Source organism: Acetobacterium paludosum (assembly GCF_008086595.1).
GTDB classification, from domain to species: Bacteria; Bacillota; Clostridia; order Eubacteriales; family Eubacteriaceae; genus Acetobacterium; species Acetobacterium paludosum.
Genome location: NZ_RXYA01000017.1, coordinates 22746 through 47177 on the forward strand (window position 1 = coordinate 22746; position 24432 = coordinate 47177).

At 41.8% G+C, this 24432-nt stretch carries 26 protein-coding genes; 18 read left to right on the forward strand and 8 right to left on the reverse strand.

Features of this window, described 5'->3' with window-relative positions:
* The first annotated feature begins 284 nt into the window (after positions 1 to 284).
* The gene (locus FZC41_RS15590) at positions 285 to 857 is read left to right on the forward strand and encodes a GDSL-type esterase/lipase family protein (protein ID WP_170254020.1); all 573 of its coding nucleotides are present in this window, start codon (positions 285 to 287) and stop codon (positions 855 to 857) included.
* On the opposite strand, the gene FZC41_RS15595 is transcribed toward FZC41_RS15590, so the two are convergent.
* Both FZC41_RS15595 and FZC41_RS15600 read right to left on the reverse strand, forming a co-directional pair.
* Positions 852 to 1268, reverse strand: a complete 417-nt coding sequence (locus FZC41_RS15595) for a hypothetical protein (RefSeq protein ID WP_148568377.1) — start codon at positions 1266 to 1268, stop codon at positions 852 to 854. The two genes, FZC41_RS15590 and FZC41_RS15595, sit on opposite strands and share 6 nt — an antisense overlap.
* The gene (locus FZC41_RS15600; RefSeq protein ID WP_148568378.1) at positions 1265 to 1711 is read right to left on the reverse strand and encodes a LytTR family DNA-binding domain-containing protein; all 447 of its coding nucleotides are present in this window, start codon (positions 1709 to 1711) and stop codon (positions 1265 to 1267) included. Before FZC41_RS15600 ends, FZC41_RS15595 begins: the two co-directional genes overlap by 4 nt.
* Before the next feature lie 133 nt (positions 1712 to 1844).
* Between FZC41_RS15600 and FZC41_RS15605 the strand changes: the two genes are divergently transcribed.
* Together FZC41_RS15605 and FZC41_RS15610 are read left to right on the forward strand one after the other, a co-directional pair.
* Complete coding sequence (locus FZC41_RS15605) at positions 1845 to 2306, forward strand: putative immunity protein (protein WP_148568379.1); 462 nt, start codon at positions 1845 to 1847, stop codon at positions 2304 to 2306.
* A 199-nt stretch (positions 2307 to 2505) separates the two neighbouring features.
* Positions 2506 to 2901, forward strand: a complete 396-nt coding sequence (locus tag FZC41_RS15610; protein WP_148568380.1) for an MBL fold metallo-hydrolase — start codon at positions 2506 to 2508, stop codon at positions 2899 to 2901.
* On the opposite strand, the gene FZC41_RS15615 is transcribed toward FZC41_RS15610, so the two are convergent.
* Positions 2854 to 4530: an MFS transporter gene (locus FZC41_RS15615; protein WP_148568381.1), complete on the reverse strand. Its 1677-nt coding sequence runs from the start codon at positions 4528 to 4530 to the stop codon at positions 2854 to 2856. The genes FZC41_RS15610 and FZC41_RS15615 overlap by 48 nt on opposite strands.
* A gap of 146 nt (positions 4531 to 4676) precedes the next feature.
* Between FZC41_RS15615 and FZC41_RS15620 the strand changes: the two genes are divergently transcribed.
* From FZC41_RS15620 to FZC41_RS17390, 6 genes are all read left to right on the forward strand, one after another.
* On the forward strand, positions 4677 to 5111 hold the full coding sequence (locus FZC41_RS15620; protein ID WP_148568382.1) for a MarR family winged helix-turn-helix transcriptional regulator: 435 nt from the start codon (positions 4677 to 4679) through the stop codon (positions 5109 to 5111).
* A 20-nt stretch (positions 5112 to 5131) separates the two neighbouring features.
* Entirely contained in the window at positions 5132 to 5398 is a 267-nt protein-coding gene (locus FZC41_RS15625) for a GyrI-like domain-containing protein (protein ID WP_279235193.1), read from the forward strand.
* 115 nt (positions 5399 to 5513) lie between these two features.
* Positions 5514 to 6458 carry a serine O-acetyltransferase EpsC gene (epsC, locus tag FZC41_RS15630; protein ID WP_148568384.1) on the forward strand — a complete coding sequence of 315 codons (945 nt, stop codon included), beginning with the start codon at positions 5514 to 5516 and terminating at the stop codon, positions 6456 to 6458.
* Between the two features lie 143 nt (positions 6459 to 6601).
* A complete protein-coding gene (locus FZC41_RS15635; protein WP_148568385.1) occupies positions 6602 to 7981 on the forward strand; it encodes a phosphatidylserine decarboxylase in 1380 nt (459 codons plus the stop codon).
* Positions 7982 to 8105: 124 nt separating this feature from the next.
* Positions 8106 to 8549, forward strand: coding sequence for a universal stress protein (locus FZC41_RS15640; protein ID WP_148568386.1), 444 nt, complete (start codon positions 8106 to 8108; stop codon positions 8547 to 8549).
* A gap of 52 nt (positions 8550 to 8601) precedes the next feature.
* Positions 8602 to 8742, forward strand: coding sequence for a nitroreductase family protein (locus tag FZC41_RS17390; protein ID WP_170254021.1), 141 nt, complete (start codon positions 8602 to 8604; stop codon positions 8740 to 8742).
* 135 nt (positions 8743 to 8877) lie between these two features.
* On the opposite strand, the gene FZC41_RS15645 is transcribed toward FZC41_RS17390, so the two are convergent.
* The gene (locus tag FZC41_RS15645) at positions 8878 to 9873 is read right to left on the reverse strand and encodes an alpha/beta fold hydrolase (protein ID WP_205737088.1); all 996 of its coding nucleotides are present in this window, start codon (positions 9871 to 9873) and stop codon (positions 8878 to 8880) included.
* Positions 9874 to 10245: 372 nt separating this feature from the next.
* Between FZC41_RS15645 and FZC41_RS15650 the strand changes: the two genes are divergently transcribed.
* Positions 10246 to 10710: a VOC family protein gene (locus FZC41_RS15650; protein WP_148568387.1), complete on the forward strand. Its 465-nt coding sequence runs from the start codon at positions 10246 to 10248 to the stop codon at positions 10708 to 10710.
* A gap of 143 nt (positions 10711 to 10853) precedes the next feature.
* Entirely contained in the window at positions 10854 to 11927 is a 1074-nt protein-coding gene (locus FZC41_RS15655) for a 4Fe-4S binding protein (protein ID WP_148568388.1), read from the forward strand.
* Between the two features lie 38 nt (positions 11928 to 11965).
* On the opposite strand, the gene FZC41_RS17395 is transcribed toward FZC41_RS15655, so the two are convergent.
* From FZC41_RS17395 to FZC41_RS17400, 3 genes are read right to left on the reverse strand one after another with little or no spacing between them, the layout of a single operon-like run.
* Positions 11966 to 12136 carry a hypothetical protein gene (locus FZC41_RS17395; RefSeq protein ID WP_170254022.1) on the reverse strand — a complete coding sequence of 57 codons (171 nt, stop codon included), beginning with the start codon at positions 12134 to 12136 and terminating at the stop codon, positions 11966 to 11968.
* Positions 12133 to 12357: a phospholipase D-like domain-containing protein gene (locus tag FZC41_RS15660; protein ID WP_148568389.1), complete on the reverse strand. Its 225-nt coding sequence runs from the start codon at positions 12355 to 12357 to the stop codon at positions 12133 to 12135. The genes FZC41_RS17395 and FZC41_RS15660 overlap by 4 nt, the downstream gene beginning before the upstream one ends.
* Positions 12358 to 12360: 3 nt before the next feature.
* Positions 12361 to 12513, reverse strand: a complete 153-nt coding sequence (locus FZC41_RS17400; RefSeq protein WP_170254023.1) for a hypothetical protein — start codon at positions 12511 to 12513, stop codon at positions 12361 to 12363.
* Positions 12514 to 12853: 340 nt separating this feature from the next.
* Here FZC41_RS17400 and FZC41_RS15665 point away from each other — a divergent pair, with 340 nt between their 5' ends.
* From FZC41_RS15665 to FZC41_RS15675, 3 genes are all read left to right on the forward strand, one after another.
* Positions 12854 to 13798, forward strand: a complete 945-nt coding sequence (locus tag FZC41_RS15665; RefSeq protein WP_148568390.1) for a tRNA dihydrouridine synthase — start codon at positions 12854 to 12856, stop codon at positions 13796 to 13798.
* Positions 13799 to 13859: 61 nt separating this feature from the next.
* Positions 13860 to 14438, forward strand: coding sequence for a hypothetical protein (locus FZC41_RS15670; RefSeq protein WP_148568391.1), 579 nt, complete (start codon positions 13860 to 13862; stop codon positions 14436 to 14438).
* 149 nt (positions 14439 to 14587) lie between these two features.
* Positions 14588 to 15403, forward strand: coding sequence for a glycerophosphodiester phosphodiesterase family protein (locus FZC41_RS15675; RefSeq protein ID WP_148568392.1), 816 nt, complete (start codon positions 14588 to 14590; stop codon positions 15401 to 15403).
* 121 nt (positions 15404 to 15524) lie between these two features.
* On the opposite strand, the gene FZC41_RS15680 is transcribed toward FZC41_RS15675, so the two are convergent.
* The gene (locus FZC41_RS15680; protein WP_148568393.1) at positions 15525 to 16169 is read right to left on the reverse strand and encodes a DUF3786 domain-containing protein; all 645 of its coding nucleotides are present in this window, start codon (positions 16167 to 16169) and stop codon (positions 15525 to 15527) included.
* A 274-nt stretch (positions 16170 to 16443) separates the two neighbouring features.
* Here FZC41_RS15680 and FZC41_RS15685 point away from each other — a divergent pair, with 274 nt between their 5' ends.
* The 4 genes from FZC41_RS15685 (at position 16444) to FZC41_RS15700 (ending at position 24415) form a co-directional block, all read left to right on the forward strand.
* Positions 16444 to 17997 carry a PucR family transcriptional regulator gene (locus FZC41_RS15685; protein WP_148568394.1) on the forward strand — a complete coding sequence of 518 codons (1554 nt, stop codon included), beginning with the start codon at positions 16444 to 16446 and terminating at the stop codon, positions 17995 to 17997.
* A 326-nt stretch (positions 17998 to 18323) separates the two neighbouring features.
* Positions 18324 to 20771 (forward strand): pyruvate formate lyase family protein, encoded by a 2448-nt coding sequence (locus FZC41_RS15690; protein WP_148568395.1) that lies wholly within the window; start codon positions 18324 to 18326, stop codon positions 20769 to 20771.
* Between the two features lie 35 nt (positions 20772 to 20806).
* Positions 20807 to 21964, forward strand: coding sequence for an iron-containing alcohol dehydrogenase (locus FZC41_RS15695; RefSeq protein ID WP_148568396.1), 1158 nt, complete (start codon positions 20807 to 20809; stop codon positions 21962 to 21964).
* 24 nt (positions 21965 to 21988) lie between these two features.
* Positions 21989 to 24415 (forward strand): glycyl radical protein, encoded by a 2427-nt coding sequence (locus FZC41_RS15700; RefSeq protein WP_148568397.1) that lies wholly within the window; start codon positions 21989 to 21991, stop codon positions 24413 to 24415.
* Positions 24416 to 24432 lie beyond the last annotated feature (17 nt).

Consider the following 24432-nt stretch of genomic DNA (forward strand, 5'->3'; position numbering starts at 1 on the left):
ATAAAGATGTAAAAACGATCGCAATGTATTATAATAAAAGTCAAGCGAAACGGGTAGTCATCAAGGATGCTTCGTTGGTCATATTATCAGTCAGTAGTTGAGGACGGGTAGTCAAAAATCTCCCCGTTTCATTTTTATTACCAACTGAAAAGTGAGTGAACTATTGAAAATATAAGATAAAAAGAGCGCTGTATCTTGAATAATGGTTGCTTATTCTGGGACTGACTGACCAAACTAGGCTCAATTCATATGATACAGAGACTTTTAGAAAAAAGGAGATAATTGTGAAAATTGTTTGTTTTGGCGACAGTTTGACTTTTGGGTATAATGTCGCCCACAAAGAAAAATGGCATGTTCTCGCTGAAAAAGAGACTGGGATTAGATTGCAAAACAGCGGAATTAACGGGGATACCACTGATGGAATGCTTGTCCGTATCCAACAACAGGTGTTTGCGGCAAAAACCGATGGGGTTATTCTGATGGGCGGTTATAACGATATTTTCTTCAACCATTCCTGGCAGAGAGCCGCTCAAAACATGAAAATCATGGTTGACCGCTGCCGCGAACAAAAACTGCTGGTAGTTGTGGCGATTCCGCCTCCGATTCTGCTGCCGGTGGCCTTCAAAGACGGCGGCGAAGCCATCGATTTTAAAAAATCTGCGGTGATGGTCGAAGCGTATTGCCTGTGGCTAAGGGATTATACCGCAGCAGCGCAATTACCTGTCCTGGATTTCCGAAGCACTATCGATTGGACCGATCAAGATCTCTATCTCGACGGGATTCATCAAAGCCCGGCCGGCCATCAACGGATGGCCGATCGACTGATTGAGTTTATGGGAAAACAGTCCTGGTTATGAATTTTTTATTAAATCATCTAATTCTTTAGCTTTTTTTACAGCATCCATCTTTGCGTAAACAAAAAAAGCAATCGTGTGTAGTGTGATTGATAGAATCACCATGCCTGGAATCCATGGTGCAATTAAATAAAACATTTCTGAAGAGAGCAGCCAGACGGCTGTTAAGCCTCCCACAATATTTAAAATTGAAGAAATCAGAATATTGGTGATTGGTTTTAAAGTAAGGTAGTTCCACAAACCGCTGTAAATCACACCAAATAAAAGTGCGAAAATAGCGGAAATTCCAATTAAATTCCAAAGATAACTCAAGGCAATGGTTTGTCCGTTGAAAAAAATAGTGAGTAGCAGTGTTATCCATACCGATGTAACTGCGAATACTTGAAAGAATGATTGTTTCAAATCTTTTATCATGATAAAGCCCTCCTGAAATTTTTAATGTAATGTCTGCTTATAAAATATGTGGAACCGTCACTTAACGTTATTTCAATTCTGGCATTAGTTGTGGGTGCAAATTGTTGTACTTCCTTGATATTGACGATCGTTTGATTGTTTATCCGTATAAAGCCATTGTTAATGAAGTCTGCTTCCGCGTATTTTAGCCGTTTGGGGTATAAATACATCGCACCGGTAGTTAATCGCAAATTGCACATTCGTTCCTCTGATTCTACAATCAGGATTGCCTGAATCGGCACTTGGATATTCCGGTTATTCAACGTATTAAGTGCCGTTATTGTTTTTTCGTTTTTTTGTATAGCAATCTCAATCTGTTGTTTTACATCCTGTTCATTCGGATGAGTAAAAATAAGCGCGGTTTCTATCGCCATGTTTCTATCGGTTTTAAATATGAGTTTCATTCGTTTCCCTCCTACAAGCTACATACTATAGCATTTTTTTACTAAAAACCAGTTTTTTTCGTTTTGTTGCATTTTGGGTACAGTTTCCTGCAAAATATGAATGATATACGGGGATGATGATTTGGAGGTGAATATGTCAACAAAAGTAAAAATTAAGATCCAGGACGATACGTGGTTAAGAGAAATAATTGATACTGTATATGAAGAGTCTGATCAAATTATTTTAGCACGCTGGTCATTGGCGATGGCAAAACATATTTTAGAGCTGGTGAATATACCTTATGAAAATAACGATATTATTTTAGGCGGTTTTGATACAAATGTACAGTGGCAGAATGGGAAAGCCAGAATGCATGATGTGCGTCAGGCGGGTTTTAGAATTCACCAATTGGCAAGAAACAGTGAGAATGAAATTGAAAAAACTGCATTGAGAGTTGTGGGACAGGCTATCGGAAGCGGTCATATGCGAGAGCATGCAATGGTAGCAAGTGATTATTCGGTAAAAGTAATAAACCTTATCAAACCTGATTGTATCGAAGCTGTTTCCAATGAAAGACAGTGGCAATTGAATAAATTGATGGAATGTAAAGGATAATCTCAATGATTCCAGCATGAGTAAACTCTTTTAATGGATAATGATCAGTGGGTCTGTAAAAGATGCAGCCCCGTTGATTCTCCCTGGAGGGGATGTTTTTATGCAGTTAATCTTTTATTAGTAGCGATAAAATGATACAATGACTTCATTCAATCCGACTGAACTGTAAACCAAATGATGCCAAAATGGGAGTAAAAATATGCAAATAGTAAAAAATGTTTATCAACTTGATTGTTCCAGGCGCGGTCATGTGTTGTTGATTAAATCATCAGATGAAAGTATTTTGATTGACACCGGCATGCCGGGGCCGGAAAAAAAGATTATTTCGGAAATTGAGAGCCTTGATGTGCCAATTCAAACGATTCAAAAGATTCTTTTGACACACCATGATGTGGATCACATCGGTAATACTAAAGAATTACAGGAGGCTACTCAAGCCGAGCTTTGGGCTCCTAAAGAGGATCCCTTATATTGTCGGGACCCAAAATCGTCCGGGAATCAAGCGAATCATTCAAGCTGTCGCTCATCCTCAAAAGCCGGCCGTTTTTTAATTGGAAATACCCTTTTGCGTATGTTCAAGAAAACGGTTTGCTAAATAATGTGTTATGATCGAGCGTGTAATGATACCGACTACTTTACCTCCAGCAACTACCGGTGCCTTCTTGACACCTGCTTCACTTAACAGTTTGCACACATCTTCAATGGAGGCGTTTGCTGATATGGTGATCGGTTTATTGGTGCCAATTTCAAGCACATTTAAATCCATTATAGAATTCAACTTTTGTTCGAATTCTGTGTCAGGGTTCCAAAAACCCATGAATGATGCCGAACTGTCAATCGCAAATAAAGGACGATCATCCTCTCGCAAATAACGCATGATATCACCATCACTGATAAATCCGACCGCCGTGCCGTTTGCGGAAACAATGGGTGCACCATTGATATATTTATTTGAGAAACAGGCGATTATATCACGAACGGTTGCGTCTTCCTGTAATGAATATACCTCATGTTTCATATACTGTGACAAAAAATTAGAAGGATCACTATGAATACTGGAATTGCTGCTCAGCTTACAATAATAACGATCCACATAAGCGGCATAAACGATTCCTCCGATTACATATGAAACGGCAGTTAAAGCGAATCCTACCGACAGTCCAATAGTTTCCTGAATGTAGCCCATCAGGAGGGAACCGATGCCAATGCCAATATCGTAAGAAAGCAAATAGGTGGCATTCGCCACGCCTCGTTTTGGGGCCGGGGTTGTTCCGGTAACAAAAGATTGAAAAAGCGGCTGCAAAATACCGTACCCAAGTCCAAAAAAGAAACCGGCAATAAGCAAATGTATTCCGGTTGTCAAAAAAGCATAGCTGGCCATGGTAACAATTAAAATCGCCAAACTGACATAGACCAGAATGCGATGCTTGCCGTCATCAATCATTTTCTGTGTTGATAATTTGGAGACCAGCATACCGGCGACAAGGAAGATATAAAAGTATGGGATAACAGATGTTAGTTGCTTTTCCTGTGCCAACATGGAAGAATATGCGATTACAGCGCCGTATGGAATCATGAGAAACATCATATTGAACATAAATGGAAGCGCCGGATTGTATATCGCTTCCCTGAGTACGAACTTCTTTCGCTCCACCTTGGGATAACTGATTTTGCAGAAAGATACACAAATTAAGGCAGCTAACGTAATAGCAAAAATCACGAGGAAAGAGGCTTTGCTGCTCATGTGGTTCTGCACTTGAATGCCCACAAAAGGTCCAACGGCCATACCGATTGATATGGTAAAGGCAAATCGACTGATGCCCGGTGTAATTTTAGTACGAGGCAGAACATCGCTGGCTAATGTCATTGTTGCCGAGCCACACACAGAATACACGGCACCCATGAACAGACGGATCAAAATTAACAGTCCAAATACCGGGAATAAAATAAAGCTTGGAAAGGCAAGACAAAACAAACCTAAAAACAGTAAGTACACACGATAACGATTGAAATTATCCAGTAAGTATCCGGCAACTGGGCGAAACAGGACGGTTGTAACGGACATTGCCGTCAGTACGATTCCTATTTTGGATCCGGTGATTCCAATCTGCTGACAGTAAATAGGGATAATTGGAATCGATGCGTAAAACGCTGCGAGCACCAGCAGGTTGGTGATAAAGAGAAGAACAAAATTTTTGTTCCAAATTTTCTCCGTTTTTTCCATGAAAATGACACTCCTTTATACAGATGAATTTAGTGGCAAATGCCACCATTAAAATATAGCACATGAATTCGCGTGTGTCAACAACTGGTTGCAAGCGCCACCAAATAGGAGTAGAATAATCTCATAATATAAAGGAGGATCAAGCGATGTCAAACATTATGGATAATGCCTTTAAATCCATTTCAATTTTGTATCGGAAATCGCACATCTGGTTCAACGACGGTTGCGTACAATATGCCCTTACCGGTGCACAGGCTGTTGTAATTTTAATGGTTTGCGATTTCGAAGTGCTGACACAGGATGCTATTACAAAGCGGCTCGGACTTGACAAAAGTGTCATTGCAAAGACTGTGACAAAACTGGTGAAAATCGGATTTTTAGTTCGTACTACCAATGCCAAGGACAAACGAACCTATGATATCCGCCCCACCCAAAAGGCTTGGGACGTCTATTCGCTTGTGAAAGAGCAAGTGGATGTGTGTTTCAAGCGGATGACTCAGCAAATGACGGATATCGAACGAGCAGAATTTGCACGACTTCTGCTATTGGCGGCAGAAGGAGCGATCGCACTGGATGATTAATCAGCCGCTCCAGACTGGGAATTCCCTGGGATAATCCGGAAATGACTAAACCGGAAGACTGTCGGTACGATGTCTGCTTGATCGTGGCGAAAGATCAATTGATAAATCATAATGATATGAAAAAAGGTAAGCTCTGTAAAGGTGAATATGCTGTTTTTGAGATTGCGCATACGGCTGAAGCAGTTGCAGCGGCATGGAGTAAACTTATCACGGAACTCAGCATCCACAGTTATAAGATGGATGATTCGAGGCCGATTATCGAAAGATATGCAAATAAAATGGTTTAAAACCACCGCTGTAAAATCTGTGCGCCAATCTCCTGATGGTGTTCAAGACGCAAATTGAAAAACAGCGGTTGGACCAAATGAGAAAATTCTATAAACAAATATGAGAGGGAATGCCATGAATAACGAATATAAAACAAAAATCGAAACATTGGTTAACAATATTTCAGAGAGTTATAAAAAAGAGTCCTATATTGAACCGCATGATTGCGGCTTTTCACCAAATCGAAATGCGATTATAGATACCACCAAAGCATTGCGACAATTGGTTTTTCCCAGCTATTTTGGAAAAACTAATTTCCGCAGAGAAATTCAGGACTATCACATAGGTGATTTGTTGATTTGTATCATCGAAAGCTTGACGAAACAAATTACGTTGGCGTTGAAACATCAGGCAGCTGAAATGGAAAATTTTGGTGAAGAACATTATCACAAAGAAGCGCAACGAATCTGTTATGAATTTATGAGCAAGATCCCCCAAATCAGAGAGTTCCTGGCAACCGATGTTATTGCCGCTTTTGATGGGGATCCTGCGGCAAAGAGCAGAGATGAAATTATTTTCTGTTATCCCGGTGTTTTTGCCATCAGTGTTCACCGCTTGGCTCATGAACTGTATGACCTTTCAGTTCCGCTGATTCCAAGGATCATGAGCGAATATGCCCATAATATTACTGGAATCGATATTCACCCCGGTGCCACTATCGGGAAATACTTCTTCATCGATCATGGTACCGGCGTGGTTATCGGGGAAACCGCCGTCATTGGCGAGCATGTGAAAATATATCAGGGGGTAACATTAGGCGCTTTATCCACCAGAGGCGGTCAGAAGCTCAGAGGCGTGAGAAGACATCCTTGTTTGGAAGATGAGGTAACGGTTTATTCCGGGGCTTCAATTTTAGGCGGCGATACAATTGTTGGAAAAGGTTCTGTCATCGGCAGTAACGTTTTTATTACAAAATCAGTGCCAGAAGGAACCACGGTAAGCATCAAAACACCAGAGCTCCATTTCTCAGGTCAGGAGATAAAGAAAATTACGATGGAATCCTTTGACTGGGTGATATAAATGGAATTATTGTATCGGTGATCGCATTGGGATATGGTACCCAGGAATCTAAAATGCCAACCAAAAAAGCTACTGCGGATATTGTGAAGTTTTTCTAGGATATCAGTCAGCGAAAAAGTCGAGTGCATGTCAGGAGGATGAGGATGAAAAGAATATTTACACTGTTTTTAATTGTTAGTTTGATATTTATGTCTACGCCCATCGCATGGGCAGCGGAAATTGCCCATGAGCCCATCACACAAGAATTGGTTCTCATGGTGGAGCATAACCCTGAGCTGAAAACTCTGTTGATCAAATCGATTGAACAAGCCAAAGCGGCGAATCCGGATAAGAACAGCAATCCGGTGCAGTCTTTGGATGAATTTTATGACTTTGTTGACTGGGCAGATCATGCCTTGCCCTGGAGCATCTTGCCCAATGTTGAAAGTTCGTATCCTGGTCTCTATGATCAGATCGATCAAAGCCTGGATTATTTTTATTTCATTACTGATCAGCCTTTGGAAGAGCTGGAAGGTATGGGGTTTTACAATAATTCATTGCAATACTACGAACCCTATCGATCCTGGATGATTAAATTTACTAAACAATGGGGAGAATACCTGAGCACTCCCGAATCCTGGAATGAAGCATATTATCAGACTGCCTATAATAATCAGGATTTTGGATTGAAGAATGGGTGGTATGAAGATCCATCCAATTGGCACAGCTTTAATGATTTTTTCAGTCGCTTTCTCATTTCGCCTGCAGCTCGACCAATTGCCTCCCCAGACGACAATTCGGTCGTTGCCGCTCCGGCTGATTCAGTACCACAGGGTGTGTGGCAGATCGACAGTGACTCGCGGGTAGTTGGGGATGGCGTAAAAATAAAATCTCTGACTTTTGATTCAATACCCGCTCTCCTCGGTGAGGGAACCAGCTATGGTGATGCATTCGCCGGCGGAATATTGACCCATACCTTCCTTAATGTCCAAGATTATCATCGTTTCCACTTTCCGGTTAGCGGAACAATATTAGAGGTAAGAACTATTTATCAGGATGACGCAGTTGGCGGCATTACCTATTGGGACAAGGAAGCAAACCGATATATGCTCAATGCGGAAGATTATGGCTGGCAGGCAGTAGAAACACGGGGCTGTGTGATTATGAAGACTGAAGATTATGGTCTGGTGGCTTTGATGCCGGTTGGTATGTCACAGGTTTCCGCAGTTATGTTTGAGGATAACATAAAGCCGGGTACCGTTGTGAAAAAGGGCGATATGCTCGGATATTTCCTGTTCGGTGGATCGGATTATGTGATGATTTTTCAGAATGGTGCTGGCTTTGAAATGACAGCCTCTAAAAATGCCGATGGTGAAGGATACACGCACTTGTTAATGGGCGAATCTTATGGTATATTGACAGGCATTCCTACAGTGGTTGCCGATTCAAAAAGTAATACAGTTTGGGATGGCACAATGGCTATCATTTTAACGATTGTGCTGATTGGAGGCGTTGCATTCGCAGTAAGGAAAGGTAAACGCTAATAGATAAACAACAGGAATTTTTTTCTGGCCTTTAAAGATGATTGAAAATTTGATTTTAATGTTTAATAGCTGTGAAAAAAGGGTAAAATAATATCTACTAATGCATTAAAGAAAGGAATATATAATGAAAAAGATACTTGTACCGGTCGACGGTTCTGAAATTTCATTAAAAGGAGCCGACAAAGCTGTTGAATTGGCAAAGAAATTTGAGAGTGAAGTGACTTTTCTTTCTGTCATTGAAACAAAACCACTATTTTACGGGACTGGAGTAATTCCGACAAATTCATTAGAGTTGATAAAGCAAATTGAAGACAATCAGTCAGAAGAATTTGAAAAACTGTTGGGTTCTCTTTTGGAAAAATATAAAAGCTCGGGGCTGGTTCTTAAGAAAAAAGTGATAGCTGGCGCTGTGGATGCGGAAATTGAAGAGTTTGCTAAAGAAGAATATTTTGATTTGATCGTCATGGGAAAAAGGGGAATGAGTGCGGCAAAGCGTTTCTTTGTTGGTTCAAACACTCGAAAAATTATTGAAATTGCACCTTGCTCTGTTTTAGTTGTAAAAGATTAATCACACCATTTAATCTAATAAAAAGCGGTGCAAATCGACTGAAAGCGGTATAATGAATAAAAACCATATTCGGGAAATGCTGCCCATCAGCGATGATGAAATGATTATGTCAGTGATCGCCTTAGAATATGACACCCAAGAACCTAAAATGCCAAAAAGAAAAGCAGCGGAAGATATTGTCAAATTTTTCTAGCATCCCGGGGATGGGGCGAAATTCCACCCATACGTCGCATCAGCCACTTATTATTTAAATAAAAGCATCTTGCTAATTAACGAGGTGCTTTTATTTTTGATAAATAACGTTCGGCAAGCTGATGGGATGATGGATTTATTTCGATGAGTTTGTTTTAATCGAATTTAAAAATTGACTGACATCGTTGCTCATCGTTTCATAATTTGTCCAGTGCAAATAATGATGCCCTTCAAGAATGACAATCTGGCTGTTGTCCAATCCCGCCAGAGCCATTTCATAAAAGCTCTGGGTTGTTTTTCCATCTTCTCTGGGGGTGGTGCCTTCTTTTGCGAAAATCAGCACGGGTAGATCTTTGACAAATTTCATCGTTGAGGTTTTTTCAATATTTTTTTCAATTTCGTTTCCTTCGGCAACAACGTTTTTATTATAGGCCTGCCATGCCGATAATACTTTTGTGGTTTTTAAATTTTCATCAGAATAGATATGGGTCGGATCAATGGGCAGGAATCCATTCGGCATCATCAGGACAAGGAGTCTGGCGATGCCGGTGGGTACCAAAGCACTCAAATAAGATGGCATTGACGGGATACTTTCCCCGAAATAGGCACTCATTTCTGGCAGGGTACAGTCGATTCCAATGATCGCTTTAACTTCTTCCGGATAGGTATTGGCGTAATACATGGCATAAATTCCGGAAATTGAATGAGGCATTAAGACATAAGGGCCATTGATACCGGCAACACTTAATGCTGTTCTTAACTCTTCAGTGATATTTTCGACTGTCCGTTCATTATCGGTCAAGTCGCTCCAACCATAACCAAAGGGCTCAACCACCACGACTTTGTTTGTTTTAGCCAATTCGTCAATCAGCGGTTGAAAGTCCAGAACGGGAGCGGTTGTTCCAAGCCCCGGGGTTAAGACAATCGTATTTTCTCCTTCGCCCTGGGTATAGACATGCATTTGTCGGCCGGATACAGTGACCATTTCTCCAGGCGCAGGATAAATAGATTTTTCATAGGCAGTTAAAACCTGACTGATGATTACCCACAGTATCGATAGCAGTAAAATTCCAGCAATAAACGCTAAAAATACGTTTAAAACTTTATGAGTTCTTTTGGTGCTTTTTTTCATTTTTTCTCTCTTTCTCCATTTTGTTAGTAGGATGAAGTCACGCGCGGGTTTCGCGGTGAATTCACGTTCTTATTTATTATAGTTTTAGAAAGTTAATGAAGCCATCGATCGGGCTTACAAGAACGGAAGTATCCTTACATTTCTGTAAGACCAGGGTTATTGACAATAAAAGATAAATAACAGCAAGCAGAAAAGTCAAATAACTATCGACAAGATGATGCTAAGGATTAAACCAATCCTAAGGGCCGATCTTAATGCGATTGATCTTTTATTACCAGCAATAAAATGATACAATAAGTTTATTCGAAACGATTGTCTGGCGAGCTTGTCACTTTAATTAATGATCAGGATAAAAAATGAGGAGGAAAAGAAATGAAGTTTGAAGCACCTCTGCTGGTGGTGGACGACATCAATCGTTCACGGGCTTTTTATTGCGATGTTTTTGATTTAGAAGTGGTGATGGATTTTGGCGAAAATATCACCTTTAATGCGGGATTTTCTCTTCAGGATAAGGCCCTTTGGGCGAAATTTATCGATGCAAAAGAAAAGGAAATTGTCTATCGTGGAAACGATATGGAATTGTACTTTGAAGAAGATAATCTTGATGATTTTTTAGAGCACTTGAAAAAATTTGAGCATATTGAATATTTGCACGGCGTAAAAGAATATGCCTGGGGCCAGCGGGTTATCCGGTTTTATGACCTGGATTATCATATCATTGAAGTTGGAGAAAGTCTGACGATGGTTTGCCGGCGTTTCAACGCCCAGGGAATGACGGTGGCAGAAATAGTCGCGCGAACGATGCTGCCGGTTGAAGTTGTTAAGAGTTATTTTTAAAACAAAGCTGAATTTAATTGCCTTTGCGAATACTTTCAAACAGAAATTTGGAGGTATCAGCGCAGGTGTAAATAAGACAAATTTTTTTATTCAGAGGAATTCGCAAAAGAAGAAAGTGATGCTTTCATAAATGAGGAAAAGAAATGAAATCGACTGAGCCTGCTTCCATCGAATTAAAACTGCTGAAAAGCATTTTATGGGTCTATATTGTTCTCTGTATCATCATTGCCGGGCTGAATTTTGGCTATGTCAGCCGGGCGACACCCGCGGTTGCGGCATTTATTACCTGGCTTTGGGGTTTTTATGAAAACTGGGTCAAGACCCTATTTATTGTAATCGGCAGTTTTCTCACCTTGCGAATTATTGGTTCATCCCAACGAACGGCGATGCGCAAGCGGAATCTGATCGGATTCATGTCAATGGCTTTGGTCGTCCATATTTTGGGGCCACTCCTCTTAAACAACAAGGAATTGTACTTCTTCGCGATGCCTTTGCCCTGGAGCACCATCCCTTTACAGCTTTTGGATACGGGGTCGGCCTTTTACCTGAAATATCTGCCGATTTTTGGACTCACAGGTATTTCACTGGCATTAATCTTTTATTTAATCATTACCATTGTCGTTTTTGCTGGTACACTTCTTTTCGGCCGCCGATGGCAATGTTCGACGCTATGTTTATTTAATGGTTTTGCGGCAGAGGTTTTTGATCCAGTGATTCCCCTGATTGGAAAAAAGAAAAAAGTTACAGCTAAAGGTCTAAAAATCTTTGCGATCCTGCGATGGCTTTTTTTTGCCTTGGCCTTGTGCTTCACCTTTTATTGGATATTAATCCTCCTGGGAATGCCAATGGCTTACAGTGATGCGATTGCAAAAATTGAAAACTATAAATATCTGACGGCGGAACTGCTGATGGCCATGTTTTTCTGGATTGCGTTTGTTGGGCGGGGATATTGTTACTATTGTCCCTTGGGAACGGTCCTTGGTTTAGTTGGCAAAATTGCCGGCCAGCGAATTAACACCAATCTGACAAACTGTATCCAATGCGGTCGGTGCAACGCGGCTTGTCCCATGTCCATCGATATAAAAAGTTCGGCTAAAAAGGGCAGCGACGTTTCGGAGCTCCGCTGCGTGGGCTGCGGGCACTGTGTCGATAGTTGTCCCCAAAAAACGCTTGCCTATGCAACTCATTTTTTAGAGAAAGAAAAACACCAGCCTTAAATCAAAAGCATTGGAAGCCCCTGAGCTTTTGCTGATTCTCACGAAATATGAGTTGGAGATTCCGAATCCGGACCGCTTGCAACAAAGGTTAGTAGGGTAGTGGCACCTTCAAATGTGGTGACTACACCGGACACGATGGCGGGATTAACGGTGATCACAATAAAATCCCTTAATACTGAATAATATTGAGCGACGAGATTACAATTCATAATCGCAACTTTTCATTGTCCACAATGATGCTTTTCTGATGCCACAAAACACCGGGCCAGGAATAAACAACATGGACACCGTTAGCCGTCAGATTGTCATAGGCCGGTTGATTCATGCCAACGGTACCGCCATCTGAAGCATTTGAATTAAAAAGAACCCGAACATTTACGCCTCTTTGCGCGGCTACAATGAGGGCGGCTTCGGCATTTGCGTCGACCAATGATTACATGGTCATATCGATGGTTTTAGTGGCCGATCCAATGAAGTCATAGACGGGTTGATAGCCATCTTCAGGTAATTTGATTAAAGTATCCGAATGCGTTGCAGTCTTTGCTTCCGGGGCTGAGGTGCTGCATCCGAATAAGGTCGCAGCCATAAAAGCACCTAATAGAATTAACACGGACCTGGTCATTTTCTTAGGGCGAGTGCTGTGCTGGCCAGATTGCGTCTTAAAAATAAGAGCTTTGATAACTTTGTTTTTGTGGTTTTCCATAATACTCCTCTTTTCTTTAAATTTTTACTTTGATATAGTATGTAATAATATCAATAAAATTTGCGGATCCTTTAATTGAACTTTCATTACCAGTAATAAAATGATACAATATTTCCAGTCAAAAAGACTGTCTGGCGAGCCATCACCGGCATTTAACCTTAATGTTCATTGGGATATTAAAAGATAAATAACGGGATCTGCTAGAATAAAGGAGACATTAGCTATGAAATTTTATTTCGCACCGATGGAAGGGTTGACCGGGTACATTTATAGAAATGCCCATCATGCTTTTTTCAATAATATCGATAAATACTTTTCACCTTTTATTGTTGCAAATCAAAGTAAAAGTTTTAAAACTCGGGAATTAAATGATATTTTGCCTGAAAACAACCAGGGACTGGTTTTGATTCCACAGTTGCTGACCAATAATGCAAAAGATTTTATTCAGACTGCAAAGAAAATTCAGGTAATGGGCTATGATGAGATCAATTTAAATTTGGGATGTCCTTGCGGAACGGTCGTTTCAAAAAACAGAGGATCGGGATTCCTTTCAAAAAGAGCAGAACTTGACGCATTTTTAGATGAAGTATTTTCTCAAACGGCAATAAAAATCTCGCTAAAAACGAGAATCGGAAAAGACCAGCCGGAAGAATTTTATGATCTAATCGAAATATTTAACAAGTACCCTTTGGAAGAGCTGATTATTCATCCCCGGATTCAAACAGATTTTTATAAAAACAAACCGAATATGAAAATTTTTAAGGAAGCCGTGGTTTTAAGTAAAAATCCCGTCTGCTATAATGGTGATATCTTTACAATAAATGATTATAAGGCATTTTTGAATGATTTCGCCTCTGCCGATACGTTAATGCTCGGCAGAGGCTTATTAGCGCATCCCGGACTGAAAAGTGATGTTACCAGTAATGTTAAACTTGAAAAAAAACTACTAAAAGACTTTCATGATAAAATTTATGAAGATTATAAAAGCATTCTCTCTGGAGAAAAAAATGTCTTGTTTAAAATGAAAGAATTGTGGTTTTATATGATTCCGGTTTTTTCTGACAATGCCAAATATGCAAAAAAAATTAAGAAATCAAAAGGATTTTGGGATTATGATGAAGCGGTCGCAAGCTTATTCAGTGAACAGGACATTTTATCGGAGAGCTAAAATTCCAAAAATACAAACGGTTGTAAACGGTGGGTCATTAGCAAAAGAAAGGGGAGGTTTTATGATGTATTTCCGTAACTTCAACGCTGAACTTTGGGGGATATTTGTCGGCCATCTGCTGCTCTTATTTTGCTGCATCTTTTATCTGGCCTGGTGGATTGTCACCTTTCGTCCCAATGCCTCTGTTGGGCCGACTGGAGTGTGCTACATTACGGCGGCTTTTATCACAGGCATCGCCGCGGTGGCCCTTTTATGCTGGGGGATTGCCGCACTTTCAAAGCATTCTGAAAGCATACCGGTATGGTTGATTCTGGTGGGAGTTGCCGCTTTATTTGTGGTTCTGCTTCTGCTTACCACCATGGTCTTTCAGCGGATTGTGACCTCGGAACTGCTGATCATACTGGTCTGGACCGGGTTGGAGTTGTCGGCGATCACGGTGCTGTTTGGTACCGGGCGCTTTGGCCCGGAAACCGGGGTGATCCTCGCTGTTCTGGTGGGAATTGTCACCGTTGTCAGTTTGATTTGTTACGTGCTTTATTACCATCTGGATGAAACCCTAAGTTACTGGATCGGGATGGTTCCCCTTACATTTTCCGGACTTTTTTGCGCAGCTTTTCTGGGTGTATTAGCGTTTTTATAAATAAAGCAGATTAAATTAAAATTATTTACATTTGAAATATTAATGAAGTTTTAATAATTAATTGAGATAATGTCTGGGTAAATAAAGAATGACACACTGTTTGAGTGAAAGCTTGAATAGAATAAAATTAAAAGTAGAGGTGAGGAGACATGACACTTTATATCATGGCTGGAATAGTTATATTTTCGATTTATATTCTGATGCTCCTTCCGGGCCGGATACCGAAGGATGTTGATGATCAGCTTTGGATGAGTTATTATGCTCATCGGGGATTGCACAATAAGGATAAGTCGATTCCTGAAAATTCCATGACCGCCTTTAAAAAAGCCGTGCATGCCGGTTATGGCATTGAGATGGATTTAAATCTCACCGCAGATGGAAAAATCATAGTATTTCACGATGATAATTTGTTTCGACTATGCGGAGTGGATAAATTAATAACCGACTGTACCCTTGATGAACTAGAAAAATATAATCTTGAAAACACCGAAGAAAAAATTCCCTTGTTTGAAGATGTACTTAGACTGGTGAATGGGCAGGTGCCCTTGATTGTGGAACTAAAAAGTACCAAGAATATCGAAGAACTGTGTTCAAAGACGGCTGAAATGCTTGATGCGTATAAGGGGTTGTACTGTGTAGAGTCCTTCCATCCGCTGATTGTCAGATGGTTTTATAAAAACCGTCCGGATGTGGTTCGGGGACAGCTTTCAGTTGGGAGAAAAAGTCTTAAGGATATTGATGTCAAATTGTGGCAATGGCTCTTAATCATTTCATTTGGTACAAATTTTGTCACACGCCCCCATTTCATGGCCTTTTACCATGGCGATGCCCATCGCAAACTGGGCCTCAGCCTGTTTCATTTATTAACAGGGCGACTGGTGGGATGGACCGTTCAGGATACCGACGATATCGAATATTGCAAGAAGAAATTTGATGTGATCATCTTCGAATATTTTGAGCCGTGAAAAAGGCTTGTTGAGTAAAGATAAGGTGATGGTGTCAGCAATAGCATAAAAAAGAAGAAACCCTGCATTTTCACATGGTTTCTTCTTTTTTTATCCAGAAAATATTATTTTGGCGGTGCGTTTAATAGAGGGCGTCTTTAATCTCGATACCGGCCGCTGCTGCCAGTCGCTGAACGCCTTCAACGGCGATAGTGACGGTGCTTTCGACATGGATAAAATCCGTCGCGCTGTCATCAAAAAGAATATTGGCCTGAGCGGGGAATTCATCATCGCCATCCCAAAAAAGAAACTGCATCGGCATGCATTCAAAGGCCTTGATCTGACAGCCGGCATCGGAGTGGGGGAGTTTGACACCGCCAAGGGCGATACATGCCATCGACAACTTTTCGGTCTGGCCGGAAAAGATTTGGGCAAAAGGAACAAGAACATGTTTTTCAAAAGCTGTTGTAAAGGGGGAAGCACCTTTTAACTCTCTGAAGGGAACCCATTTATTCTTTAATACCGCCTGGGGCGATGCATACCAGAGCAATGTGTAAATAATTAATTGATTATTTCGATCCGCCGCCAGAGAATTTTCAAGAGAGATGATTTTCCCGGTTTCAGAATGGATCCCGAATTTTTGACCGAAGAGCTTTAATGTGAGGTATCCCTCCTCCGGTTTGATTTCCGGCAGTTTTTCAAGTAGCTGTTGATGGTCCATTTTCAGAAATTTCAGGCGCCATGCCTCACAGGCTTTTTCATAGTTGTTAGTTATTTCAATCTCCATATGTTTGCTCCTAAAAAATAAATTTGGTGAGACTGGTTTGTTTCACCCTGTAGATATTTTAGTTTACCAGAGATGTTGAATTCTTACAACTGATGATGCTTGCTTATCACAATAATATTTCAGAACATAATTCTTGCAATTAAATGCATTTAATATTTATCGGTGTAAAAAATATAAAACTATGATAGAATGTAAAATAACAAGTAATGGATTGTGAGCGAAACATACCGTACTTTCGTGATATTCAAAAACATCTGATTAAAGGAGGCGTATTTTGAAAATCAGTATCAATATGATTGAAAAGTATTTTGATAAACACATTCGAATGAAAACGATTAGAGCGGATGCTAATCTGACAATTGAGTCTTTTGAGGTAATTGATCTTACCAGGTGTTCGTTTGAAAAATCAAATCTGTATTTAATGAAAGCCGAAGAAATACCTGATTCTGAAGAAGTTCCACCTGATGTGAATTTTCTTTGCTATAGTTTGCCGATGGATTTTGAACTGAAAAAATATCAACACATCAATCTGCTAATCCTCGAAGGTCTAAGTGAACAAAAGATATTAAACGGGATTATCGCGATTTTTCACAAATACAATACCCTGGATGAACAGCTTAATTCATTAATATACCGAAATTTTTCTTTGCAGAAAATTATCGATTTGGCCACTGAAATGATGGATATGCCCCTTAATGTGTTGGATTTAAATCACAATGTGCTGGCCATCAGTTCGCATATGGATGCTCAGGATGATCCGATTTGGGAATCCATGAAAGCCGGGTCGAATACGTCCGATTATGATATGGTTTTAGCAGGAAAACCAAAAATGAGTGACATTATTCATGCCCCCGGGTCTTCGGTTGAGATGATGTCGAATATCAGCGGCCATTATATTAAGGTATCGATGCTTTCCAATAAGGGCCATGCTGTGGCGACGTTTGGCATGCACAAAACCAATGACTTTGATAAGCCCTTCGAAAAACACACCATTCAGATTTATGATTATGTTGCAGAAAAATTGAACCGTAATTTTAATCTTTTTTTCGAGTCAAAGGCCGATCGCGGATTATTGTATGAAGAATTTTTGCATGATCTGTTTAATCGCAAATTCGAGAGTCAAAATGAAATTGAAGAGCTTTCATCAAAACTCGGCTTCAACCTGGGAACCAGATATATCATGGGACTGATTTCGGTCAGGGACAGTCAGGTAAGAACCGATTATTATTTTACCATGATGAAATCTTTAGAAAGAAGCATCACGGATTCAAAATGCATTGCCATGGATTCTTATATTTACATCATTATTCCCATCGCAGACGATGTGTATTTGTCCAATGATGGACAGAATCGGTTATCGGAATTTATGCCCATTCATAATTGTCTTTGTCTCCTCAGCCCGGTCTTTATATCCTTTGAGGAATTGTATAAAATTAACACCATGTTCAAAGTGGTTTTAACATTTATTGATAATCAGGGCAGGCGAGATCGGATTTATCATTTTTATGAATTTGCCAGTCAATACAGCATGTGGCTGTTGGCCGAGAACTTGCCCAACAATATGATCACCCATCCGATGATTCAAAAGATCATCGATTATGATCAGAAACATCATTCAGATTATCTGGAAACCCTAAAGTGCTATTTTAGAAATGAAAGCAGCATCGTCACCACGTCGAATTTTCTCCATATGCATCGTAATTCGCTTTTGTATCGAATCAATCGAATCGAAAAGCTGCTGGGGGTCAGTCTGGATGACTGGAAACTAAAAGAACAGTTACTTTTTTTTATGTCTTGCCTGGAAAATAGGGATGGTTTTAAAAAATAATAACGGCATAAAAAGTCTGCAGGAATTGGCGTGAAGCTGATTTCCGCAGGCTTCTTTGATTGTCAATGCCATCATCAACATTACTTTTGCTTAAGTCTTCTGTGCATTTTAACCATTAGATGTTATTTTAATTTGTGCAGAAACAACGTTGCTTTGAAGCAGTCAAAAATCTAAGATAAAGATAATAAAACTTGAATGCGTGTAATATTATTTGATGCCGAGCACCAGAATGTGATGACAGAGCAGAAAAATTTGTTGCGTATTTAATTTCAATTTACCTATTTGAAAACGATTAAAAACTCAATTGAATCAGGAGGAATTTAAAAATGTACAAATTTAAACCTGCAACTGAACGCATTATCAAAATGCATCAGCTCATTCGCGATCGGGTCATTCAGACTGACGCAGAGAGAGCGCTGATCACGACGGAGTCCTACAAGAGAAATGAACATGTGCTGCCGATGATTAAGCGGCCTCGGGCAATTTATGATGTCTGTGCAAATATGACAGTTCGGGTGGAGGATTTTGAAATTATTGTCGGGAACAGAGCAAAAAACTTCTGTGGTTCCGGTGTTGAACCAGAATGGGAAGGAGAGGGATGGATTCCATCAATGATTGAGAATGGGATCTGGACGATTCAGGCTGATGGATTGTATCACAATCCCGAAGGAGAAGAACTCAAACTTGCTATTAGTCCGGAAGATGTGGAAGCCTTGGTTTCCATTCGTGATTATTGGAAAGACAGAACCATTACAACGACAGCTAATGCATGGCAGCCGGAAGGCTATGATGAGCTCTGCAAGCTTGAAGTCTGTGCCAATGCTTCGGGAGCTCCATTGATGATGATGACAGCCGGTCATCTTACTCCTGGTTTTCAGAAGATCATTAACATTGGTTATGGTGCCATCCGAAAGGAAGCATTGGATTTTATGGATGCCCATCGAAACAACCTTATGGGGGAGGATCTGAATAAATATATGTTCTACAATGCCGCTTCCATTGTCTGCGATGCAGCCATAATTATGATTCAGCGCTATAGTGAAGCATGTCTGGAAAAAGCAAAAGCGTGTCAGGATGAATCCCGAAGGGATGAGCTGCTAAAAATGGCCGATGGACTTTTGTGGATTTCAAAAAATCCTGCCCGAAATTTCTGGGAAGCCTGTCAAGCAGCTATTATGTATCAGCTTTTTCTGGCTTTGGAATCGAAGTATCCAGCGTGCTCCTTTGGACGATTTGATCAGTACACCTGGCCATTCCTTAAGGCAGATCTGGAAGCAGAACGTTTGACAATGGATGAAGCTCAGGAAATCGTGGATGCTTTTTTCCTGAAATCAAACTGCTTCTACGGCGCAGCGCCTGAATTTGTGGCCCAGATCACAGGTATCGGTAATACCTATCAGCATACCACAGTTGGTGGGGTTGATCCGGAAACTGGCGAGGATGCAACCAATCCGGTAACCTATATGGCTCTTGAAACCATTGGCCGATTGAAGCTACATGATCCCACTATTTCTCTTCGCGTTAATAAAAATACACCGGACAAACTGTGGGAATGTGCTCTTGAAACCTCAAAGCTTGTGGGCGGTCTGCCACTGTTTCAGAATGATGAAATTATTATCCCGGGCCTAATGGAGGAACTCGGCTTTAGTCTGGTAGATGCACGGAACTATGCCTTGATCGGATGTCAGGAAATCACTGGCTCCGGAAATGATTATTCTGCCTGTAATGGGATTGCTCCACCCTATGCCAGCATTCACTATGGGGTTGTTCTCAATATGGTCATCAATAACGGAGTCAATGCCTTTAATGGCCAGGAATGCAGTGTAAAAAAGGGATATCTCTATGAGATGAAAAGTTTCGAAGAAGTAAAGGAAGCATTTAAGGCAGTTGCGCGTTACATCACCAAGGCACAAGTCAGCATCAATAATTATACCGAGTATCTGACCACTCAATATGCACCTCTTGCTGGACTTTCCATTTCCATGGAAGGCTGTATGGAATCTGGAAAGGATGCAACCTGGGGCGGTTGCAAGTATAACTCCTATGGCGGTACTGCAACAGGTCTTGCTACCGTGGCCGACTCGTTAACCACGATTAAATATATGGTATTTGATAAAAAGCTCTGTACTGCCAGAGAACTTTACGATGCAGTGATGGCCAACTGGGAGGGATTCGAAGACCTGCGCCAACAGATTCTTCACGAAGTTCCCCATTATGGAAATGCTGATCCGTATGCGGATGAACAAATGAAATGGGTTTGCGATAGTTATTATGATATTTGCAGTGAGTGTTACAGTACTCGAACCCGACATTTTAAAGCAGGGCTTTACAGTGCATCTGACCATGTTTTTCAGGGGTATCATACTTGGGCAACACCAGATGGAAGAAAAACCGGTGAAGCCTTGGCTGATGCCACATCCCCTGCACAGGGAAGAGATATAAACGGACCTACCGCTGTGTGTACCTCTGCGTGTTGTTATGACCAGAGCAAATTCATGGACGGACTGGCGTTGAATATTCGTATTCATCCGTCTGCATTAAGCCGAGATGACGGCGTTGAAAAGCTTCGAGATATGACCAAAACCTATCTGAACAATGGCGGAATGGAAATTCAATACAATGTTGTTAGCACCGAAACCATGCGTGCCGCCCAGGCAGATCCGCAGTCCTATCGTGATCTTGTTGTGCGCATTGCTGGCTACTCGGCTTATTTTGTGGAGTTGAATGCAGATTGCCAGAACGATATCATCCGAAGAACAGAAAATACACTTTAACGATTTCAAATAATAATATCAATTGGAGGAAACTAATGATTAGTACCTATACACAAGCAAGCCCGGTGGTTTTTGGAGTGGATGCAATCAATCAGATTGCGGAAAAAGCAAAAGATTTGGGTGGAAGCAGAGCATTATGCATTTATGATCAGGGAGTCAAAATAACAGGCATGGCTGATCGAATTATCAAGCTTTTAAATGATGCCGGAATCGAAACGGTTGTTTATGAAGGGGTTAAACCAGATCCCACCAATGAAGCGGTTGATGCTGCCGGTCTATTTGCACGAGACAGTCATGTTGATATAATTATTGGTATTGGGGGCGGAAGCACCTTGGATACGGCAAAATGCGTGGCGGTTTTAAACGACAATCCGCTTCCGATTACTCAATACTGGGCATCATTAGGTAAAAAATATGAAATGAAAACACCGTTGATTTTAGTGCCGACCTCATCTGGCACGGGTAGCGAAGTAACGATGATTGCGGCTATTATTGATCTCAAGACACATATCAAGGAAGCTGTTGTTAAACCAGGAAATCTAGCTATTGTCGATCCGGCATTAACATTAACAGTTCCACCCCATATCACAGCTGCAACTGGGATGGATGCTCTTTCCCATGCGGTTGAATCTTACACCACTAACTGCACCAATCCGCGATCCGATGTGTTGGCGCTGGAGGCGATCAAGCTGATCGCCCAGAATTTGGAAAAAGCAACGCGCAATGGCAGTGATTTGGAAGCCCGGACGCAGTTATCACTGGCCAGCAATTTCGCCGGGATTTCTTTTGGAGACGCCAGTGTCCATTTTGGTCATGCCCTAGGACATGAATTCGGCGGAGTTTTTCATTTGCCTCATGGCGCGGCCTGTGCACTGACCATTCCGGAAGTGCTTGTATTTGCCGCTGATACGATTCCTGAACGGATCATCAACATTGGTAAAGCATTTGGCCTGGATTTTCCGGCAAACACGACGAGCCTTCAGGCCGCGGAACTGATAGCTGAAAAAGTGAGAAAATTGCTGAAAGCGGTTGGCATCAAGTCCCTCAAAGAACTCGGTATCAGCAGAGCAGATGCCGTCTCCTGTGCCAAAGGAGCGGTGGAAAATAACTGGTTTGTAAGCTGCGCCGTCAAAGAAGTCAACGTAGATGTAATGGCCGGATTGATTGAAAAAATTTATGATAATTTTCAATAAAAATAGAACTGGAAAGGAAGAAATATGTTTACCTTAAAACCCATTACCACCCGCGTTTTAAAAATGCGGAAGAATTATCGCGAGACCATGCCGAAAGTCTGCACGGCCCGGCTGAAAATCGTCACCGATTTTTATCAGGAAAATCCCAACCTCACTGGAATTTTAAAACGGGCACTGGTATTTAAAGAACTGGCGGAAAAAATGCCGGTTTTGATCAGCGCGAATGAGATCATCGTCGGGAGTATGGCTTCCACTTATCGCGGTTCCGCGCTTTTCCCAGAGAATGATATTGTCTGGATGAAGGCTGACAACGATGCCGGACAATTATTTGACCGAGAGCTGGATCCCTACATTATTGATGATGAGGACTGGGCGTATATTTCCAGCGTTATTCCTTACTGGTCCAAAAATTCCCTCAGTGCCATGACCGATGCCTATATTCCGGAAGGATATTTTGCCGCAGTCGGCAACCAGGTTACCGTTTATGGGGACAAGGGAATCTGTGCGGCACCGGTCGGTCATTTCTGTACCAATTATGACAAGGCCATTCGGGTGGGATTTGGGTCTGTTAGGGAGGAAGCCAAAGGTAAAATGGCAGCTTTAGAAGGAAAAATGGAAGCGGATACCATCAAAAAGTACAATTTTTACCGCTCCGTGGTGATTGTCTGCGATGGCATGATTACCCTGTCCAAGCGGTACGGAGCAGAAGCTGCCCGCCAGGCGGAAGCATGTTCGGATCCCCGACGAAAGGCTGAGCTGGAAAAAATGGCGGAATCACTGAACTGGATTATGGCAAACCCGGCCCGTAACTTTCAGGATGCCGTTCAAATCATGTTTCTATATCAGATTGGCATGTGTCTGCACAACAATATGCATGCCCCGACTTTCGGACGGGTTGACCAGTATCTGGGCAGCTTTTACGAAGCGGATCTGGCAGCCGGACGGACGACACCGAAAGAAGCTCAGGAAATCTATGATCTGTTTTCACTAAAAGTCGCTGAAATGAATAAGATCTGGTCATCCGGAACCACTCTTGCGGTTTCCGGGTATACGGTTGGCCAGCTCATGACGCTCGGCGGTGTTGACAAGAACAATCAGGATGCCACCAATGCGGTTACCTACATGATGCTTCAGACCGCAGCCCGGCTGGAACTCCATGATCCGCCTTTATCCCTCCGGATTCATAAAAATACGCCGGAATTATTATGGGAGGCAGCTCTGGAAACCACGAAAATCTGTGGCGGCGTACCGACTTTTGAAAATGATGAGCTCATTATTCCGGCCTTAATGAAAAACAATCGCATGAATCTGGAAAGTGCCCGGAATTACTGCCTCATTGGCTGTGTTGAACCGGCCGGCTGCGGAGATGAATGGCCGGCCTGCGGCGGGTCCGGGGGAGAAGCCTACTGGAATATGCCGATGGCCATTGTTCACGCCATCAATGACGGTCACAACCCGATGCCGGACTTTTTTGGAAACGTCAACGAAAACAGAACCGGGGCCCATACCGGCTATCTCTATGAAATGGAAACCTTTGATGAGGTGCTCGATGCCGTTTCTGTTCAATACCAATATTTTCTGGAATGGCAGATGTCGATGGTCAATATGTTTGAAGTGGTGGCGGCCGAGCATATGGCCCAACCACTAGTATCCTGCATGATGGATGGCTGTATGGAATCCGGGAAGGACGTCATGAAGGGCGGCGCTAAAAACAACAGCTGCGGCGTTCCGGGGGTTGGAATCGGGAATGCCGTGGACAGTCTGGCTGTAATGAAGCATATGATTTATGACAAAAAAATCTGCACGGCTAGGGAATTCTATGATGCTATTATGTCCAATTGGGAAGACCGGGAAGATTTACGACAGTATATTCTTAACGAGGTGCCACACTACGGAAATGATGCCGATTACGCCGATGAATGGGCCACCTGGCTACTTAATCTTTTTGCCGATATTGTGACGAACTTTACCAATGTTCGGGGTTGTAAATTTGCACCGGGTTTGTACCCGGTGGCCACCAATGTTTTATGGGGATTGATGACACCGGCCACTCCAGATGGACGAAGAGGCGGTGATCCTCTTGCCGACGGCATCTCGCCGGTTCAGCAGCTTGATAAAAACGGACCCACCGCTATTTTAAAATCGGTGAGCCGTATTCCCCAGGAACGTTTTTCAAATGGAACCCTGCTGAACATGAAATTCCATCCCTCAGCGCTGAGTAATGAAAGCGGCAGAGACAAGCTGGAAGCATTGATGAAAGCCTATTTTAATATGGGCGGGATGGAAATGCAGCTCAATATTGTCAGCGTAAACACCCTGCGAAAAGCACAGCAGCATCCGGAAGACTATCAGAATCTGGTTGTTCGGGTGGCCGGATTCAGCGCCTATTTTGTGGAACTGTTTAAAAACTGTCAGGATGATCTGATCCGTCGGACAGAATTAGCCCTATAAGGCAGTGAGAGGTTACC